The sequence below is a fragment of the Comamonas sp. F1-6 genome (assembly GCF_039581415.1).
In the GTDB taxonomy this organism is placed as follows: Bacteria; Pseudomonadota; Gammaproteobacteria; order Burkholderiales; family Burkholderiaceae_C; genus Comamonas; species Comamonas thiooxydans.
This window is the reverse complement of the sequence record NZ_JBCPWN010000005.1, coordinates 186,988-200,773: the sequence shown is the minus strand read 5'-3', so window position 1 is coordinate 200,773 and position 13,786 is coordinate 186,988. Positions and strand designations below refer to the sequence as shown.

At 61.4% G+C, this 13,786-nt stretch carries 13 protein-coding genes and 1 tRNA gene; 5 read left to right on the top strand and 9 right to left on the bottom strand.

The features are described from left to right. Positions 1 to 46 precede the first annotated feature (46 nt). Positions 47 to 823 (top strand): glycosyltransferase family 25 protein, encoded by a 777-nt coding sequence (locus tag AAIL66_RS07530; RefSeq protein ID WP_231905841.1) that lies wholly within the window; start codon positions 47 to 49, stop codon positions 821 to 823. Here AAIL66_RS07530 and AAIL66_RS07525 read toward each other — a convergent pair. Next, positions 813 to 1,946, bottom strand: coding sequence for a glycosyltransferase (locus AAIL66_RS07525; RefSeq protein ID WP_343496388.1), 1,134 nt, complete (start codon positions 1,944 to 1,946; stop codon positions 813 to 815). The genes AAIL66_RS07530 and AAIL66_RS07525 overlap by 11 nt on opposite strands. Positions 1,947 to 2,008: 62 nt before the next feature. Between AAIL66_RS07525 and AAIL66_RS07520 the strand changes: the two genes are divergently transcribed. Then, positions 2,009 to 2,974, top strand: coding sequence for a capsular polysaccharide synthesis protein (locus AAIL66_RS07520; RefSeq protein ID WP_343496387.1), 966 nt, complete (start codon positions 2,009 to 2,011; stop codon positions 2,972 to 2,974). Positions 2,975 to 3,019: 45 nt separating this feature from the next. On the opposite strand, the gene AAIL66_RS07515 is transcribed toward AAIL66_RS07520, so the two are convergent. From AAIL66_RS07515 to radA, 4 genes are all read right to left on the bottom strand, one after another. Next, positions 3,020 to 3,229, bottom strand: a complete 210-nt coding sequence (locus AAIL66_RS07515; RefSeq protein ID WP_003059801.1) for a zinc-finger domain-containing protein — start codon at positions 3,227 to 3,229, stop codon at positions 3,020 to 3,022. A gap of 143 nt (positions 3,230 to 3,372) precedes the next feature. Further along, the gene (locus AAIL66_RS07510) at positions 3,373 to 4,311 is read right to left on the bottom strand and encodes a branched-chain amino acid transaminase (RefSeq protein WP_034382721.1); all 939 of its coding nucleotides are present in this window, start codon (positions 4,309 to 4,311) and stop codon (positions 3,373 to 3,375) included. Positions 4,312 to 4,392: 81 nt separating this feature from the next. Then, positions 4,393 to 4,848: a hypothetical protein gene (locus tag AAIL66_RS07505; protein WP_034351309.1), complete on the bottom strand. Its 456-nt coding sequence runs from the start codon at positions 4,846 to 4,848 to the stop codon at positions 4,393 to 4,395. A gap of 180 nt (positions 4,849 to 5,028) precedes the next feature. Next, entirely contained in the window at positions 5,029 to 6,414 is a 1,386-nt protein-coding gene (gene radA / locus AAIL66_RS07500) for a DNA repair protein RadA (RefSeq protein WP_343496386.1), read from the bottom strand. A gap of 181 nt (positions 6,415 to 6,595) precedes the next feature. Here radA and AAIL66_RS07495 point away from each other — a divergent pair. After that, positions 6,596 to 6,672: transfer RNA gene (locus tag AAIL66_RS07495), tRNA-Met, on the top strand. Between the two features lie 164 nt (positions 6,673 to 6,836). On the opposite strand, the gene AAIL66_RS07490 is transcribed toward AAIL66_RS07495, so the two are convergent. Continuing rightward, entirely contained in the window at positions 6,837 to 8,144 is a 1,308-nt protein-coding gene (locus AAIL66_RS07490; RefSeq protein WP_034351570.1) for a Glu/Leu/Phe/Val dehydrogenase, read from the bottom strand. A gap of 209 nt (positions 8,145 to 8,353) precedes the next feature. Between AAIL66_RS07490 and AAIL66_RS07485 the strand changes: the two genes are divergently transcribed. Next, positions 8,354 to 9,277: a fumarylacetoacetate hydrolase family protein gene (locus AAIL66_RS07485; protein ID WP_034351313.1), complete on the top strand. Its 924-nt coding sequence runs from the start codon at positions 8,354 to 8,356 to the stop codon at positions 9,275 to 9,277. 154 nt (positions 9,278 to 9,431) lie between these two features. Here AAIL66_RS07485 and AAIL66_RS07480 read toward each other — a convergent pair whose 3' ends face one another. After that, a complete protein-coding gene (locus AAIL66_RS07480) occupies positions 9,432 to 10,541 on the bottom strand; it encodes a PPK2 family polyphosphate kinase (RefSeq protein ID WP_343496385.1) in 1,110 nt (369 codons plus the stop codon). Between the two features lie 126 nt (positions 10,542 to 10,667). After that, positions 10,668 to 11,579 (bottom strand): LysR family transcriptional regulator, encoded by a 912-nt coding sequence (locus AAIL66_RS07475; RefSeq protein WP_034351314.1) that lies wholly within the window; start codon positions 11,577 to 11,579, stop codon positions 10,668 to 10,670. 93 nt (positions 11,580 to 11,672) lie between these two features. Here AAIL66_RS07475 and AAIL66_RS07470 point away from each other — a divergent pair, with 93 nt between their 5' ends. After that, entirely contained in the window at positions 11,673 to 12,176 is a 504-nt protein-coding gene (locus AAIL66_RS07470; protein WP_003069587.1) for a PACE efflux transporter, read from the top strand. A 109-nt stretch (positions 12,177 to 12,285) separates the two neighbouring features. Here the strand turns inward: AAIL66_RS07470 and gltS are convergent, their stop codons facing one another. Beyond that, positions 12,286 to 13,524 carry a sodium/glutamate symporter gene (gltS, locus tag AAIL66_RS07465; protein ID WP_034351315.1) on the bottom strand — a complete coding sequence of 413 codons (1,239 nt, stop codon included), beginning with the start codon at positions 13,522 to 13,524 and terminating at the stop codon, positions 12,286 to 12,288. Positions 13,525 to 13,786 lie beyond the last annotated feature (262 nt).

Below are 13,786 nucleotides of genomic sequence, written 5' to 3'. Positions count from 1 at the left end.
CCTGCGAGGCAGTTGGCTTCAACCTACACTGCAGGTCTTGTATTCGGTGCAGAAGTGTATGTCGTCATTACCCATTGTCTTTATCAATCTGTCCAAGGATGCAAAGCGCCGCGAGCGGATGACAGCCCAGTTTTCGCAAATGGGGTTGACAGCGTCGCGCTTGCCTGCAGTGTGGTGGGCGGATCTGTCCGAGGCCGAGCAAAAACGTTACTTCTGTGCGCCGCAAAGCCATGGCCGCTACTTCAAACCCCTGAGCAACGGAGAGAAGGGCTGTTACGCCAGTCATCTGAGGTCATGGCAGCAACTCATGGATAGCGACGCTCCTGCCATGGTTGTTTTCGAAGATGATGTGCGGCTTCTGCCGGATTTGCCCCAGGCGCTGGCCGCGATTGAAGCACTGCCCGCCGATGGCAGCTGGGACATGATCAAGCTCTACGGGCGCGAGCCGGAAAAGATCGCGGATCAAGGTCCGTTGGTTCAGGGATCTTTGCAACTGATCTCCTATCAGCGGGTGCCCAGCTTTGCTGCCGGCTATGTCATCAGTCGATCCGGTGCCCGCAAGATGCTGGAGGCACGTGTTCCCTTCGATAGACCAGTCGATGTGGATATTCGCTTCTGGTTTGAGAACGACCTGCGTGTGTACGGGGTCTACCCCTCGGTCATTTCTCTGGATGACACCAGCGAGATCAGCAGCATCTGGGCCCAAAAAGAAGCACCGGCGAATCGTTTGCAAAAAATGCGCAAATTCAAGATGAAGCTGGCTTTGAGCTGGGGGAACTTTCGGGCTTCAAAGCCTCTTGTAACGGCAGTTCTCAAGCGCTGACCGGCAGCAGTCTTTGATAGTGGCACCACATCTGTTCTCGTCCGTAGTGGCTTAGTGCGTGGACACGCGCCGCTGTGCCCAGGCTCTGGGCCAGTGCTGGATTCTGGAGCAGTCTTTGCAATGCGTCTGCCATGGAGTCGGGGTCTGACTCCCGCACCCGCAGGCCGTTCACCTCGGGGGTGACGACTTCCCGGGCTCCGATGACATCGGACACCACACAGGCACAGCCTGCGGCCATGCCTTCCACCAGCGCCAGAGGCATGCCTTCCCAGTGCGTAGCCAGAACAAAGATCTGAGTTCTGGACAGTCGCTGGGGCAGGTCCGAGACATTGCCCAGGAAGCGAACCTGCTGCTCAAGTCCCAGCTCAGCCACCAGCCGCTCGGCTCTGGCCCTGAGCGAACTCTTGCCTGCGCCGGCCAGATAGAGTGTGGGCGTCAGGCCGCGTTGCCTGAGCGCGGCCAGAGCCCTGATCAGCGTGTCGTGATCTTTCTGGCGCGCAAAGCGCGACGCCATGTAAATGGCCGGCTCGCGTTCCTGCCAGCGCTGGGGCATGGCGTCTTGAGCAAAGCGTGTCAGGTCGATGCCGTTGCAGATGGCAATGCATTTTTCGGCCGGGAAGCCTCGTTCGACCAGACTGGTTCTGACGCCTTCAGAGACGCCGATATGGGCCTGGGTGAACGGCTCCAGCGCCAGGGCCTGGCGCAGACGACGCGGCGTGTAGCGCTCACGCGAGTTGTGCTCCACATGAAAGATATGCGCCACACCCTCGGCTGCAGCAGCGCGCCTGCCCCAGATATGGTCGCTGAAACCATGGGCGAACATCGCATCGGGCTTGAAGTCTCGAATGACTTTGCGCAACTCCCAGACGGTGAGTGCATGCAGCCAGTTGGACACCACCTTGACCTGCAGGCCTTGCTGGCGCAGGGCATCGATCTTGCGCTCATCCGTGCTGGGCTTGCGGCGCAGCACCAGCAGAACTTCATAGCCTGGCGTGTGTAGTGCGGCCAGACTCAGGTCTACCGCGACCTGGGTGGCACCGGAAAATCCCCCGGTCACGAAGTGCAGGATTCGGATCGGCGTTGTAGCGTCAGTTTTTGGCTCAGGGAAAGAGTGTGAGTTCATTGTTCTGATGGACAATCTGCACAGATCATTTGCGTCTATTGTTTCTTTTTGTTCTCCGCACCATGACCCGGATTCCTGCCCAATTATTCAAAAGCGCATTGAAGCTGGTTCAGCCCCGGACGCTGAAATCCTCAGCAAGCTATTGCGACGCAATACCGGTCATTGTCGAAGGCAAGGTAGCTGCTCCCGCACCGCAATTAGCGGCGTCGCCGGGCGCTGCGATTCCCAAGAAATTGTGGACCTACTGGAACCATGCTCAGCCCGACTCGTTTGTGCGCGAATGCATCCAGAGCTGGCGTTTGCAGTGTCCGGATTATGAAGTATGCCTTGTGCATCCTGGCAACCTGGCCCAGTACGTGGCACAAGAAGCTTTGCCTGCCCGGTTCCATGAGCTGCATCCCACCAAACAATCTGACTGGCTGCGCCTGTACCTCGTGGCCCTGCATGGAGGCTTCTGGTTGGATGCCAGCACCCTGCTGACGCGCTCGTTGGGCTGGATGCAGGCAGCCGTCGACTCCAGGACTGAGTTTGTGGGTTTCTATCTTGAGAAATTCACCACCCAGGTGCAGAGGCCTGTGATCGAAAGCTGGGCATTTGGCGCTTTGGCGGGCTCCGATTTCATCGTCGCCTGGCAGCGGGAATTTCACCAAGCCTTGATTGTCGAGGGAACCGAGGCCTATCTGCAGCGGCTCCAGGCACAGCCCGATTGGGTCGAGATCCGGCAGAACATTGGCGATCCCCATTACCTGCTGATCCATGTCACGGCACAGCAGGTGCTGCGCCAAAGACAGTATTCACGCATGGCATTGTTCAAGGCCGAGGACTCGGCTTATTACTATCACCATGCCTTGCGCTGGAAATGGTATTTGCTGTATCCCCAGTTGTGTCGGGTTCAGGGGCCGAAGATCAGTGCTCCCATCGTCAAGCTCCGAGGCGGAGAGAGGCGGCATTTCACGGAAATGTTCAAAGCCCACGGCGGGGCAGTGCCAGGCAGCACCTGGCATCGGGCTCTCAATCCCGAGGCATAAAAAAGAGGCTCCTATCGGGAGCCTCTTTCATGAACGGTGGTTGCTTCAATGCCCGCCAGCAAACACCTCACCGGCCTTGAGGCGGTAGGTCGTGCCGCAATAAGGGCATTTGGCGTCGCCGGTCTTGGCCACGTCCAGATAGACCTTGGGGTGGCTGTTCCACAGCTTCATGTCGGCCTTGGGGCTGGGGCAGAACACGCCACCTTGTGCGTTGAGGTCTTTGGCGGCCAGTTCGACGACGGCATTCGTGGTCATTTCTCGTGTCTTTCGTGTTTTCAATAATGAAGCATGGCCGGAAATACTGGCGCAATTGAGGTCAGAAGCACCAAGCAAGGGCCGTCCCGCAGCGACGGTGCTGTCCCCCGGGGGGGAAGCGGCAAAGCCGCCCAGGGGGTGATTTATACCAAGGTCAGCCAGTGTGCGTACTTGGGATTGCGGCCGTTGACGATGTCAAAGTAGGCCGCCTGGATTTTCTCGGTGATCGGGCCGCGGCGGCCTTCGCCGATCTGCACGCGGTCCACTTCGCGGATGGGCGTGACTTCTGCGGCGGTGCCGGTGAAGAACAGCTCGTCCGAAATGTAAAGCTCATCGCGGGTGATGCGCTTTTGCACCACTTCCAGGCCCAGGTCCTTGCAGATGTGCAGCACGGTGTTGCGCGTGATGCCGTTGAGTGCGCCAGCGGACAGGTCAGGGGTGTAGATCACGCCATCCTTGATCACAAAGATGTTCTCGCCCGATCCTTCGGAGACAAAGCCCGATGCGTCCAGCAGGATGGCCTCGTCGTAGCCGTCGTCCAGAGCCTCGGTATTGGCCAGGATGGAGTTGGTGTAGTTGCTCACCGCCTTGGCCTGGCTCATGGTGATGTTCACATGGTGGCGGGTGAAGCTGGAAATCTTGGTGCGGATGCCGCGCTGCATGCCTTCCTCGCCCAGATAGGCGCCCCAGGCCCAGGCCGCCACCATCAGGTGGATGGTGTTGCCCTTGGGCGAGACACCCAGCTTGCGGTCGCCGATCCAGGTCAGCGGGCGCAGATAGCAGGATTTGAGGCCGTTGGCCTTGACCACCTCGACCTGAGCCTGGTTGACCTGCTCCTGGCTGAATGGGATCTGCATGCGCAGGATCTTGGCGCTGTTGAACAGGCGCTTGGTGTGCTCTTCGAGGCGGAAGATGGCCGTGCCCTGTGCGGTTTCATAGGCGCGTACGCCTTCAAAGGCGCCGCAGCCATAGTGCAGCGTATGGGTCAGCACGTGGATCTTGGCATCGCGCCACTCCACCAGCTGACCATCCATCCAGATCTTGCCGTCGCGGTCGGACATCGAGGGAACAACAGGGCTCATAAAACCATCCTCTATGGGTTGTGTGTTCGGCGGGCGCTGCTGCCGGGTCGGCGGCAGCGCTTGTCTCCTGAAGCTGCCATTTTAGGGGGAGGTCGGGGCAGATGTCCGGTCTGTTGCTTGCGCATCAGCCGCCGCAGAGTCTTCCTTTTGCTCGGGACGCTGCAGCTCCCACTTCATGAGACGGCCAGCGACAAATTCGCAGGTCACATGGGACTGTGTACCGTCAGTCCAGCGGTAGATTTCCGGGCTCTGGCCCTCTTCGGACAGACGCTGACCCAGGGAGCGGGTCATGGCCACCACATGGACCAGAGGAGCCTTGGGCTTGAGCTTGGCATTGAGCATCACGGCGCTGCCCACATAGCCGATAGGCCGGTCCGACGCCTTCTTCATGATGGACATCAGGCGCGTGAAGTGCAGCAGCACCCACATGATGATGCCGCCTGCCACGGCCGCCACGCCGGGCCAGCCCGCAGAGTTGTAGGCCGCGATCACCAGCACGATCAAGCCCAGGGGAACCAAAATATTGCGCAAATTCATGGGCTTATTGTCATACGAGGGTATGGGTTTGAGTGTGCGGACAGTGCGTATGCCCGTACAGGCTGCTGTGATCAAGGGTTTTTCAAAAACAGTAGCTGTATGCGTATTTAGAGAAACGACTTCAGATTATTTACTACCTGATGTAGATGATTCACAAGCGCAGGCAGCTATCAAAATACATCAGCCAATGCCGCGCACGATGTTGATGGCTTCATCAACGCGCTCCACGGCATGGATGGTCAGGCCGGCGATCGGCTTCTTGGGGGCATTGGCCTTGGGAACTACGGCGATAGTGAATCCCAACTTTGCCGCCTCCTTGAGTCGCTCCTGACCGCGAGGGGCGGGGCGTACCTCGCCGGCCAGACCGACCTCGCCAAACGCGATAAAGCCCTTGGGCAGTGACTTGCCACGCAGGCTGGAAGTGATTGCTAACATCACCGCCAGGTCGGCTGCAGGCTCATTGATGCGCACGCCGCCCACTGCATTGACGAAGACATCCTGGTCGGCGCAGGCCACGCCCGCATGGCGGTTGAGCACGGCCAGCAGCATGGCCAGCCGGTCGCGGTCCAGGCCGACGGAGAGGCGGCGCGCGGCCGGGCCGCCCTGGTCCACCAGGGCCTGGATTTCCACCAGCATGGGGCGCGTGCCCTCCAGTGTCACCAGCACGCAGCTGCCGGGCACGGGCTCGCTGTGCTGGCTCAGAAAGATGGCGCTGGGGTTGGTCACGCCCTTGAGGCCTTTTTCCGTCATCGCGAAGACGCCGATCTCGTTGACGGCGCCAAAGCGGTTCTTGATGGCGCGCACCAGACGGAAGTTGCTGTGCGTGTCGCCTTCGAAATAGAGCACCGTGTCCACCATGTGCTCGAGCACGCGCGGGCCGGCCAGCGCGCCGTCCTTGGTCACATGGCCCACCAAAATGATGGTGATGCCCGTGGTCTTGGCCGCGCGCGTCAGATGGGCCGCGCATTCGCGCACCTGGGCCACGGATCCCGGTGCCGAGGAAAGCTGGTCCGAATACACGGTCTGGATCGAGTCGATGACCACCACGGCGGGCTGGGTGGCCTCCACGGTGGCCAGGATTTTCTCGAGCTGGATCTCGGCCAGCACATTGACCTGGCTGTTGTCCAGCCCCAGCCGGCGCGAGCGCAGCGCCACCTGGGCGCCGCTTTCCTCGCCCGTCACATAGAGCGTGGGCAGACCGATACGATGCAATGCATCCATGGCCTGCAGAAGAAGTGTGGACTTACCTATCCCAGGATCTCCGCCAATCAGCACCACGCCGCCTTCGACCACGCCGCCGCCCAGCACGCGGTCCAGCTCCTCGATACCGCTGGGGGTGCGCGCCACATCCTGGGCCTCGATGGCCGACAGCGGAGTGACGGGCTGGGCATTGGCCAGACCTGCATAGCCTTGGGGCTGGCTCAGGCGATTCTTGCCGCCCGAGGCGGAGTCGGCCAGGGTCTCGACCAGGGTGTTCCAGGCGCCGCAGCCCGGGCATTTGCCCAGCCAGCGCGGGCTGGTGCCGCCACAGGCGTTGCAGGTGAAAGTGGTTTTCTCTTTGGCCATGGGCGGCAACTATACCGACTGGCCCGGGTGGCAATTGCTGCCCCCAATGCGGAGCGGGCGACAAATTTCAGAGCCAGTAACCATAAAAAGCGCGTGTTTATATAACTGCTCCGCATGACAGGCCGATTTAGGCTACAATTGCGCCTATCGACACAGCGACTGCTGTTGAGAAACAAATTACCGCGCGATGGAGCAGTCTGGTAGCTCGTTGGGCTCATAACCCAAAGGTCGGAGGTTCAAATCCTTCTCGCGCAACCAAACAAAAAGCCTTCTGGAAACAGAAGGCTTTTTTCGTTTGGGCCTCAAAGCCGCTTGCCCTCTCCAAGAGACGGCAAGCTAGGGCCGGACCGATGGCGAAGCCGGTATCCCCCTTCCGGTTGATACCGGAGAGGGGGAAGCGGCAAAGCCGCTTCAGAGGCAGATCATGGATACAGGCCGCGCGCCTCGCGGGCATGGAGAATGCGCTTGCAGGCTACGATGAAGGTGGCGGTGCGCAGTGTCACCTTGTGCTCCTGGGCCACGGCCCAGACGCCGGCAAAGGCTTCCTGCATGATGCGCACCAGACGGGCGTTGATTTCGTCTTCGGTCCAGAAGAAGCTGGAGAAGTCCTGCACCCACTCGAAGTAGCTCACGGTCACGCCGCCGGCATTCGCAATCACGTCGGGCAGAACCAGCACGCCTTTTTCGCTGAGGATGTCGTCGGCCTCAGGAGTGGTGGGGCCGTTGGCACCTTCGATCACGAGCTTGGCCTTGATCTGGCCGGCGTTTTCCTCGGTGATCTGGCCTTCCAGTGCCGCCGGGATCAGGATGTCGCAATCCACGCCCCAGAAGGCGGCTGCATCCATGGCCTCGCCACCGGCAAAGCCACCCACGCCGCCGGTATTGCCCACATGCTCCAGCAATGCCGTCACATCCAGACCATTGGCGTTCTGAATGGTGCCTGTATGGTCTTGCACGGCCACGACCTTGGCACCGGCATCGGCAAACAGCTTGCCCGCAGTGCCGCCCACATTGCCGAAGCCCTGCACGGCCACGCGTGCGCCCTGCACATTCAGGCCGGTGAGCTTGGCTGCTTCCACGCCCACGGTGAACACGCCGCGGCCCGTGGCCTCGACGCGACCCAGCGAACCGCCCAGATCCACGGGCTTGCCCGTGACCACGCCGGTGGCCGTGGCGCCCGTGTTCATGGAGTAGGTGTCCATCATCCAGGCCATGACCTGGCCGTTGGTGTTCACGTCAGGTGCCGGAATGTCCTTGGTGGGGCCGATCAGCAGGCCGATTTCGCTGGTATAGCGGCGTGTCAGGCGCTCCAGCTCGGCCTTGGACAGCTTTCGCGGGTCGACACGGATGCCGCCCTTGGCGCCACCGTAGGGCACGTTCACGGCGGCATTCTTGATGCTCATCCAGGCCGACAGTGCCATCACTTCAGACAGCGTCACATCCTGGTGGAAGCGCACACCGCCCTTGCCGGGGCCGCGGCTCAGGTTGTGCTGCACGCGGTAGCCCTCGAAGTGGGCGATACGGCCGTCGTCCATCTCGATGGGGACATCGACGATCAGGATGCGCTTGGGGCGCTTGAGCGTTTCCACCCAGCGGGCCAGCGAGCCCAGGTAGGGGGTGACACGGTCGACCTGTTGCAGATAAATGCCCCAGGGACCGAGATGATCGGAGTTGAGGTAGGAGGGCAGAGCATGCGCTGTGGACAGCGCTGAAGAGTCTTTGGCTTGCATGATGTAGGCCTGGTTGACTGAGTGGAGCAAGGTCGTTGTAAGCCCTTGCTGTCCGGGATTCACAGTGTGCGCGCGCCGAATTTTCCTGTCCAAGGCTTCTTGTTTGAGATGCTATGCATTTTGTGCATAACCATCCGAAAGCCGCTCTGGATGTGGGCCAAGCACTGAATTGCTGACATGGAGACCGGAAATTTGCCATCATTGCCGTCATGTCTGAAAACAATGATTGCAAAAGCGGCTGGTGCGGCCCGGCACCGTTTGCCAATACCCCGCCCATAGGTCTGGCTCCCGAGTTGCAGACGCAGGACGAGGTGCTGCCCGACTGGAAGACGTTGTGGCCCGAATTGCCCGAGGACAGCTATGCCACGGCCGATGCGCTGTGGTGGTCGCGCAAACTGGGCACGGCTCAGGCCCAGGGCGCCGACGTGGCGGCGCTGATGCGCGATGCCGCCGATGCCCGTGCCGTGCAAAGCGCGCTGGCGCGCACCTGGAACTGGTGGCCCGCCGATCGCGCGCCGCGCTACTGGAAGTCCGGCGGCCCGGGCCGCAACGCCGCGCTGCTGCATGTGCCGCTGCCCGAGGACGGCATTCGCCAGGGCGTGAATCCGGTGCCTGCGCCCGACACCGTCTTCAATCTGCGCTGTGCCGAGGCCGAGATCGCCCTGCGCATAGGCCTGGATGTGAGCGCCGATCAGGCCGCAGCCCTTGATTACGACAGCGCGCTGGCGCTGGTGGATGCCGCCTGCGTGGCCGTGGAATGGGTGGATGTGCGCTGGCGCGACGGCCTCAAGGCCCCGGCCCTGGCCTTGCTGGCCGACGGCCAATGCCATGGCGGACTGGCGCTGGGCGAGTGGCAGAGCGCTTCCGTCATTGCCGGCCGCGACTGGGCCCGGCAGCTGTGCACGGTGACCGTGAATGACGGCCCGCCACAGCGCTTCACCGGAACGCACAGCCTGGGTGATCCGGCCTGGCTGCTGGTGGACTGGCTGCAGCATGTGGCGCGCGAATACGGCAGCGTGCCTGCCGGCACAGTGGTGACGACGGGAACCTGGTGCGGCTGCATGCCGCTTCAAGCCGGCGATCGCTTCGAGATGGAGTTCGACGGCCTGGGCGCACTGGGCTGGCAGTTCTGATCTGTCCCGGTAGTTTTCAAAAACAGGAGCTGCTAGCGCCTTTTGATGAATGACTTCAGATATTTTTCAATCTGGAAATCATTGAACACAAACGCCAACAGCTCTTTTTTTGAGAGCTATGTGCGAGCTCTGATGGCGGCGGCAGCTGTGTGCGTCACCGGACCTTGATGTGATCCAGCGCCGGTGCCCCGGGCGGATATTTGAGCTCCAGATTGCCCAGCACCTCGCGCAACACCGTGGCCACCATCAGATTGCGGTGGGTCTTGGAGTCGGCGGGCACGATGGTCCAGGGTGCCCAGGGTGTGTGCGTGGCGCCCAGCAGCTGGCCGTAGGCCTGCTGATAGTCGTCCCACTGGGCGCGTACCTTGAGGTCGTTCTCGTCGAACTTCCAGTGCTTGCAGGGGTCGTCCAGCCGCTGCTGCAGCCGCTCGCGCTGTTCGTCCTTGCTGATGTGCAGCATGAACTTGACGATCACCGTGCCGGTCTCGCTGAGCATGCGCTCGAAGTCGTTGATCTGTGCATAGCGCTGGGTCTGCTGCTCGGGCGTGAGCCAGCCGTTGACCACAGGCACCAGCACATCCTCATACTGGCTGCGGTTGAAGAGCACGATCTCGCCCGCACCTGGCAACTGCTGGTGAATGCGCCACAGGTAGTCATGCGCCTTCTCGGTTTCGGTGGGCGCCTTCCAGCCCACGGTGCGCACGCCCAGTGGCGACATGCGACCGAAGACCGCGCGCAGCGTACCGTCCTTGCCTGCGGCATCCATGCCCTGCAGGATGACCAGCAGCTTGAAACGCCGGTCGGCATAGAAAATATTCTGCAGCCCGTCCAGAGCCTCGGCCAGCTGGTTCACGCTGTCCTTGTCATATTGCTTGCCCTTGTCGGAGGAGAAGGGCTTGGCGGACGGGTCGAACTTCTGCAACTCCACTGCGGGCCGAGGGTGTCCGGTGGTCGAACGACTGTCCCGTGGCTGGCCCGGTTGCCAGGGCTGCCATAGCTTGCGCAGCGCCTTGTCCTTGGTCTCGAAAGGATAGACCAAGGACAAGGCGGGCGCTTTTGCCGTGGGCGCAGCGGTCCGGCTCACGGTTTTGGCGGCAGGCTTTTTGCGCGGCACAGGCCGGGAGGGCGATGGCATGGCTGCCTTGGAGGCCTGTACCGATTCACTGGTCGGAAACGGCAGGCGCTTGCGCGCTGGCTGGCGATCGGATTCGGCCTGCACGGCAGACGAGGTAGCGGGGGCGGCTTTGGCGGGCTGACGGGGCATGTATTGAAACTCCTGTGCAGTGCAAATTGATTCGCTATGGAATGACTAGCGGCTGGCGCTTGTACATTCTGCTCCTTAAGCTTTTTTGTCTTCAAGACCAGATGTTGGAGGCCAGCCCATGGCGGTTCAGCGCTCGCGCAGCAGTTGCACAAAGCGCCTGGCCGCCAGACCCTGGGCCCGCTCCTTGGACCAGACCCAGTCCACGAACAAGGTCGTGCCGTTGCTGATGTTGAGCACGGGAATTTCCATCAGCGCACCGCTGCCGATATGCGACTCCACCAGGCCCTTGGGCAGCCAGCCCCAGGCCAGGCCTGCACTTATCAGCGAAAGCGCTGCCTGGTGGCTGTCCGTGCGCCAGAGCTGTCGCGCAAACACAAAGCGCGGATCTGTCTGCTGCGGGTCGCGGCTGGCCACCAGTACCTGACGCGTGGCAGCCAGTTGCTCCACCGTGAGCTGTGGCCGTGTGGTGCGGCCCTGCTCATGCTCGGCCAGCGCCTGCTGCCAGAGTTCGAACTGCGGCGACATCACGGCTACCAGCGTCTCGCGGCCCATTTCCTGGAAACCCTCGCGCCCGTCAATGGCGGGCCGCTCGAACACCAGGGCCAGATGGGCGCGGCCCGCATGCAAAAGCTCCAGCGCATCTGCCTGGGGAGCTGCCAGCACCTCAATGGGCAGCGCAGGAAACTCGCGCACCAGCCGGTTCAGCGGTTCGCTCCAGTGCGTGGCCAGCAGTTCGGGGGCGATGGCCAGCGTCAGCCTTTCCTCCAGCCCGGCATGCAGTGCCTGAGCCTGCCAGTTCAGCAACTGCAACTGCTCGGCCAGCAGGCGCGCCTGCGGCTCGAGCGCGCGGGCGGCGGCGCTGGGCACGGGCTCGCGTCCGCTGCGGTCAAACAGCTGCAGGTCCAGCTCTGCCTCCAGCTGGGCAATGGCCATGCTGACGGCCGAGGGCACACGCCCCAGCTTGCGTGCAGCCGCTGAGAAAGAGCCTGCATCGAGCACGGCAAGAAACAGCGGAACCTGGTCGGCGCTAAAGGGCATGGTGTCGATCTGTCAGAAAAATTGAAAGGAACTGACTTTTATCTTCAATTTATAGAACATACACTGCAGCCCATGTCTCAACAAGCCTCAGCGATGGCATCCGCTTCTTCCTCTGCCGTTTCTCTCAAAAATACCGCCGCTTTTGCCACCCCCGCCAAGGCCAAGGGCCTTCAAGGTCCCAAACGTCGCATCCTCTATGTGGGTCTGTACGAAATCATTGCCATCATCGTCTCCAGCCTGATCTTCATGGCCATCGGCCAGAAGGCCAGCGATTCCGGCGTCATGGCCGTGGCTGCCTCGGTGATCGCGATCTGCTGGAATCTGAGCTTCAACCACCTGTTCGAAAAATGGGAATCGCGCCAGAGCGTCAAGGGCCGCTCCCTGATGCGCCGCGTGGTGCACGCCATCGGTTTCGAAGGCGGCATCGCCGCCATGCTGATCCCGCTGATGGCCTGGTGGTTCGGCATCTCGCTGTGGGAAGCTGCAGTGATGGAAGCCGGTCTGCTGGTGTTCTTCATGGTCTACACCTTTGCCTTCAACTGGGCCTTTGACCGCATCTTCGGCTTGCCGGCTTCGGCCCAGGCCGTGGCTGCATGACCTGAGTCAGATATGTCTCTGGCGCTTTTCCATAAAGCGTGAATAGCTATGAAAAAAGGCGTGTTCCTGTTTGACAGGAACACGCCTTTTTTGTGGGCGCAAGCTGCGATCAGCGAACGATGCTGATCATGGCCTGCAGCACAAAGGCGTTGATGATGTCGATGAAGAAGGCTCCGACCAGGGGCACGATCAGAAAGGCCTTGTGCGACGGGCCGTACTGGTTGGTGATGGCCTGCATATTGGCAACGGCCGTGGGTGTGGCGCCCATGCCGAAACCGCAGTGGCCGGCAGCCAGCACGGCGGCGTCATAGTTCTTGCCCATGATGCGGAAGGTCACAAATGCCGCATACAGCGTCATGACGATGGCTTGTGCGGCCAGGATGACCATCAACGGGCCGGCCAGGTCGGTCAACTCCCACAGCTTGAGCGACAGCAGGGCAATGGCCAGATAGATGGATAGCGCGGCATTGCCGAAGACATCGATGGCGCGGTCAAACACCTTGAAGCCGAACATATAGTCCAGCACGTTGCGGATGACCACACCGCCCCCCAGCGCCCAGACAAAGGTAGGCAGCTGGATGGCCGTGCCCTTGGTCAGGCCGGTCATGAATTCGGCAAAGGCCAGGCAGCCAGCGAAAAGGGCCAGTGTTTCCACTGCAGCATCAGCCGTGATCAGGCGCGGGGCCTTGTTGGGTGACTCGAAGTTGGCGACCTCGCTGCCTTCGCTCACCGTGGGAGCATCGGCGCGCAGTTGTTCGGACTCGGTCAGCGGCTGGGCCAGCTGATGGCGCGTGATCAGCCGCTTGGCCAGCGGTCCACCCAGCAGGCCGCCGATGACCAGGCCGAAAGTGGCGCAGGCAATGCCCAGGGTGGTGGCTCCCGTGAGACCGTATTGGTTTTCCAGCACCGAGCCCCAGGCTCCGGCCGTTCCGTGGCCGCCTACCAGTGTGATGGAGCCTGCGACCAGGCCGATCAACGGGTCCAGTCCCAGCACGGTGGCCAGGCTTACGCCCACGATGTTCTGCATCATGATGAAGACGGCAATCACGCCCAGGAAGATGAACAGCGCAGAGCCGCCCTCACGCAGCTTCGCGAAGTTCGCACTCAGGCCGATGGACGAGAAGAACACCAGCATGAAAGCCGACTGCAGACTGCCCTCGAAGCTCAGCGCCAGTCCCGTGGTCTGATGCAGCATGAAGATGATGGCCGCCACGACCAGGCCGCCGGAGACAGGCTCGGGAATATTGAAGTCGCGCAGAAAGCGGATATGTCTTGTCATGAGCTTGCCAAGCATGAGCACAAGCACGGCCATGATGAGGGTGTAGTACGCGCCGAAGGTCACGTTCATAGGATCTCCTGGGTGTTCCATGCGAGGGCTGAATGGCCTGCCTGGTCATGGCTGGCAATCGGCTGTGCACGGCTGAGCACATGGACCAGACATTTGCTGTCGATGGTGCCAAAGACTCAAAGATAGGGGCTGTAGGTGCTTGTCCACTCATGGCAGGCGGCCCCGTCGGTGCCGGGCTGCCTGAGAGCAGGAAAGCGATGTGCGCCATTCCTTGCGGATGCGCACCATGCCGGGAATATGCTTGAAATGAGATGGTTGCATT

Bases quoted from the DNA above. Each gene is read 5' to 3' on its own strand.
- AAIL66_RS07525 (WP_343496388.1), bottom strand. From the start codon at position 1,946: ATGAACTCACACTCTTTCCCTGAGCCAAAAACTGACGCTACAACGCCG.
- AAIL66_RS07520 (WP_343496387.1), top strand. From the start codon at position 2,009: ATGACCCGGATTCCTGCCCAATTATTCAAAAGCGCATTGAAGCTGGTT.
- AAIL66_RS07515 (WP_003059801.1), bottom strand. From the start codon at position 3,229: ATGACCACGAATGCCGTCGTCGAACTGGCCGCCAAAGACCTCAACGCA.
- AAIL66_RS07510 (WP_034382721.1), bottom strand. From the start codon at position 4,311: ATGAGCCCTGTTGTTCCCTCGATGTCCGACCGCGACGGCAAGATCTGG.
- AAIL66_RS07505 (WP_034351309.1), bottom strand. From the start codon at position 4,848: ATGAATTTGCGCAATATTTTGGTTCCCCTGGGCTTGATCGTGCTGGTG.
- radA (WP_343496386.1), bottom strand. From the start codon at position 6,414: ATGGCCAAAGAGAAAACCACTTTCACCTGCAACGCCTGTGGCGGCACC.
- AAIL66_RS07490 (WP_034351570.1), bottom strand. From the start codon at position 8,144: ATGCAAGCCAAAGACTCTTCAGCGCTGTCCACAGCGCATGCTCTGCCC.
- AAIL66_RS07485 (WP_034351313.1), top strand. From the start codon at position 8,354: ATGTCTGAAAACAATGATTGCAAAAGCGGCTGGTGCGGCCCGGCACCG.
- AAIL66_RS07480 (WP_343496385.1), bottom strand. From the start codon at position 10,541: ATGCCCCGTCAGCCCGCCAAAGCCGCCCCCGCTACCTCGTCTGCCGTG.
- AAIL66_RS07475 (WP_034351314.1), bottom strand. From the start codon at position 11,579: ATGCCCTTTAGCGCCGACCAGGTTCCGCTGTTTCTTGCCGTGCTCGAT.
- AAIL66_RS07470 (WP_003069587.1), top strand. From the start codon at position 11,673: ATGGCATCCGCTTCTTCCTCTGCCGTTTCTCTCAAAAATACCGCCGCT.
- gltS (WP_034351315.1), bottom strand. From the start codon at position 13,524: ATGAACGTGACCTTCGGCGCGTACTACACCCTCATCATGGCCGTGCTT.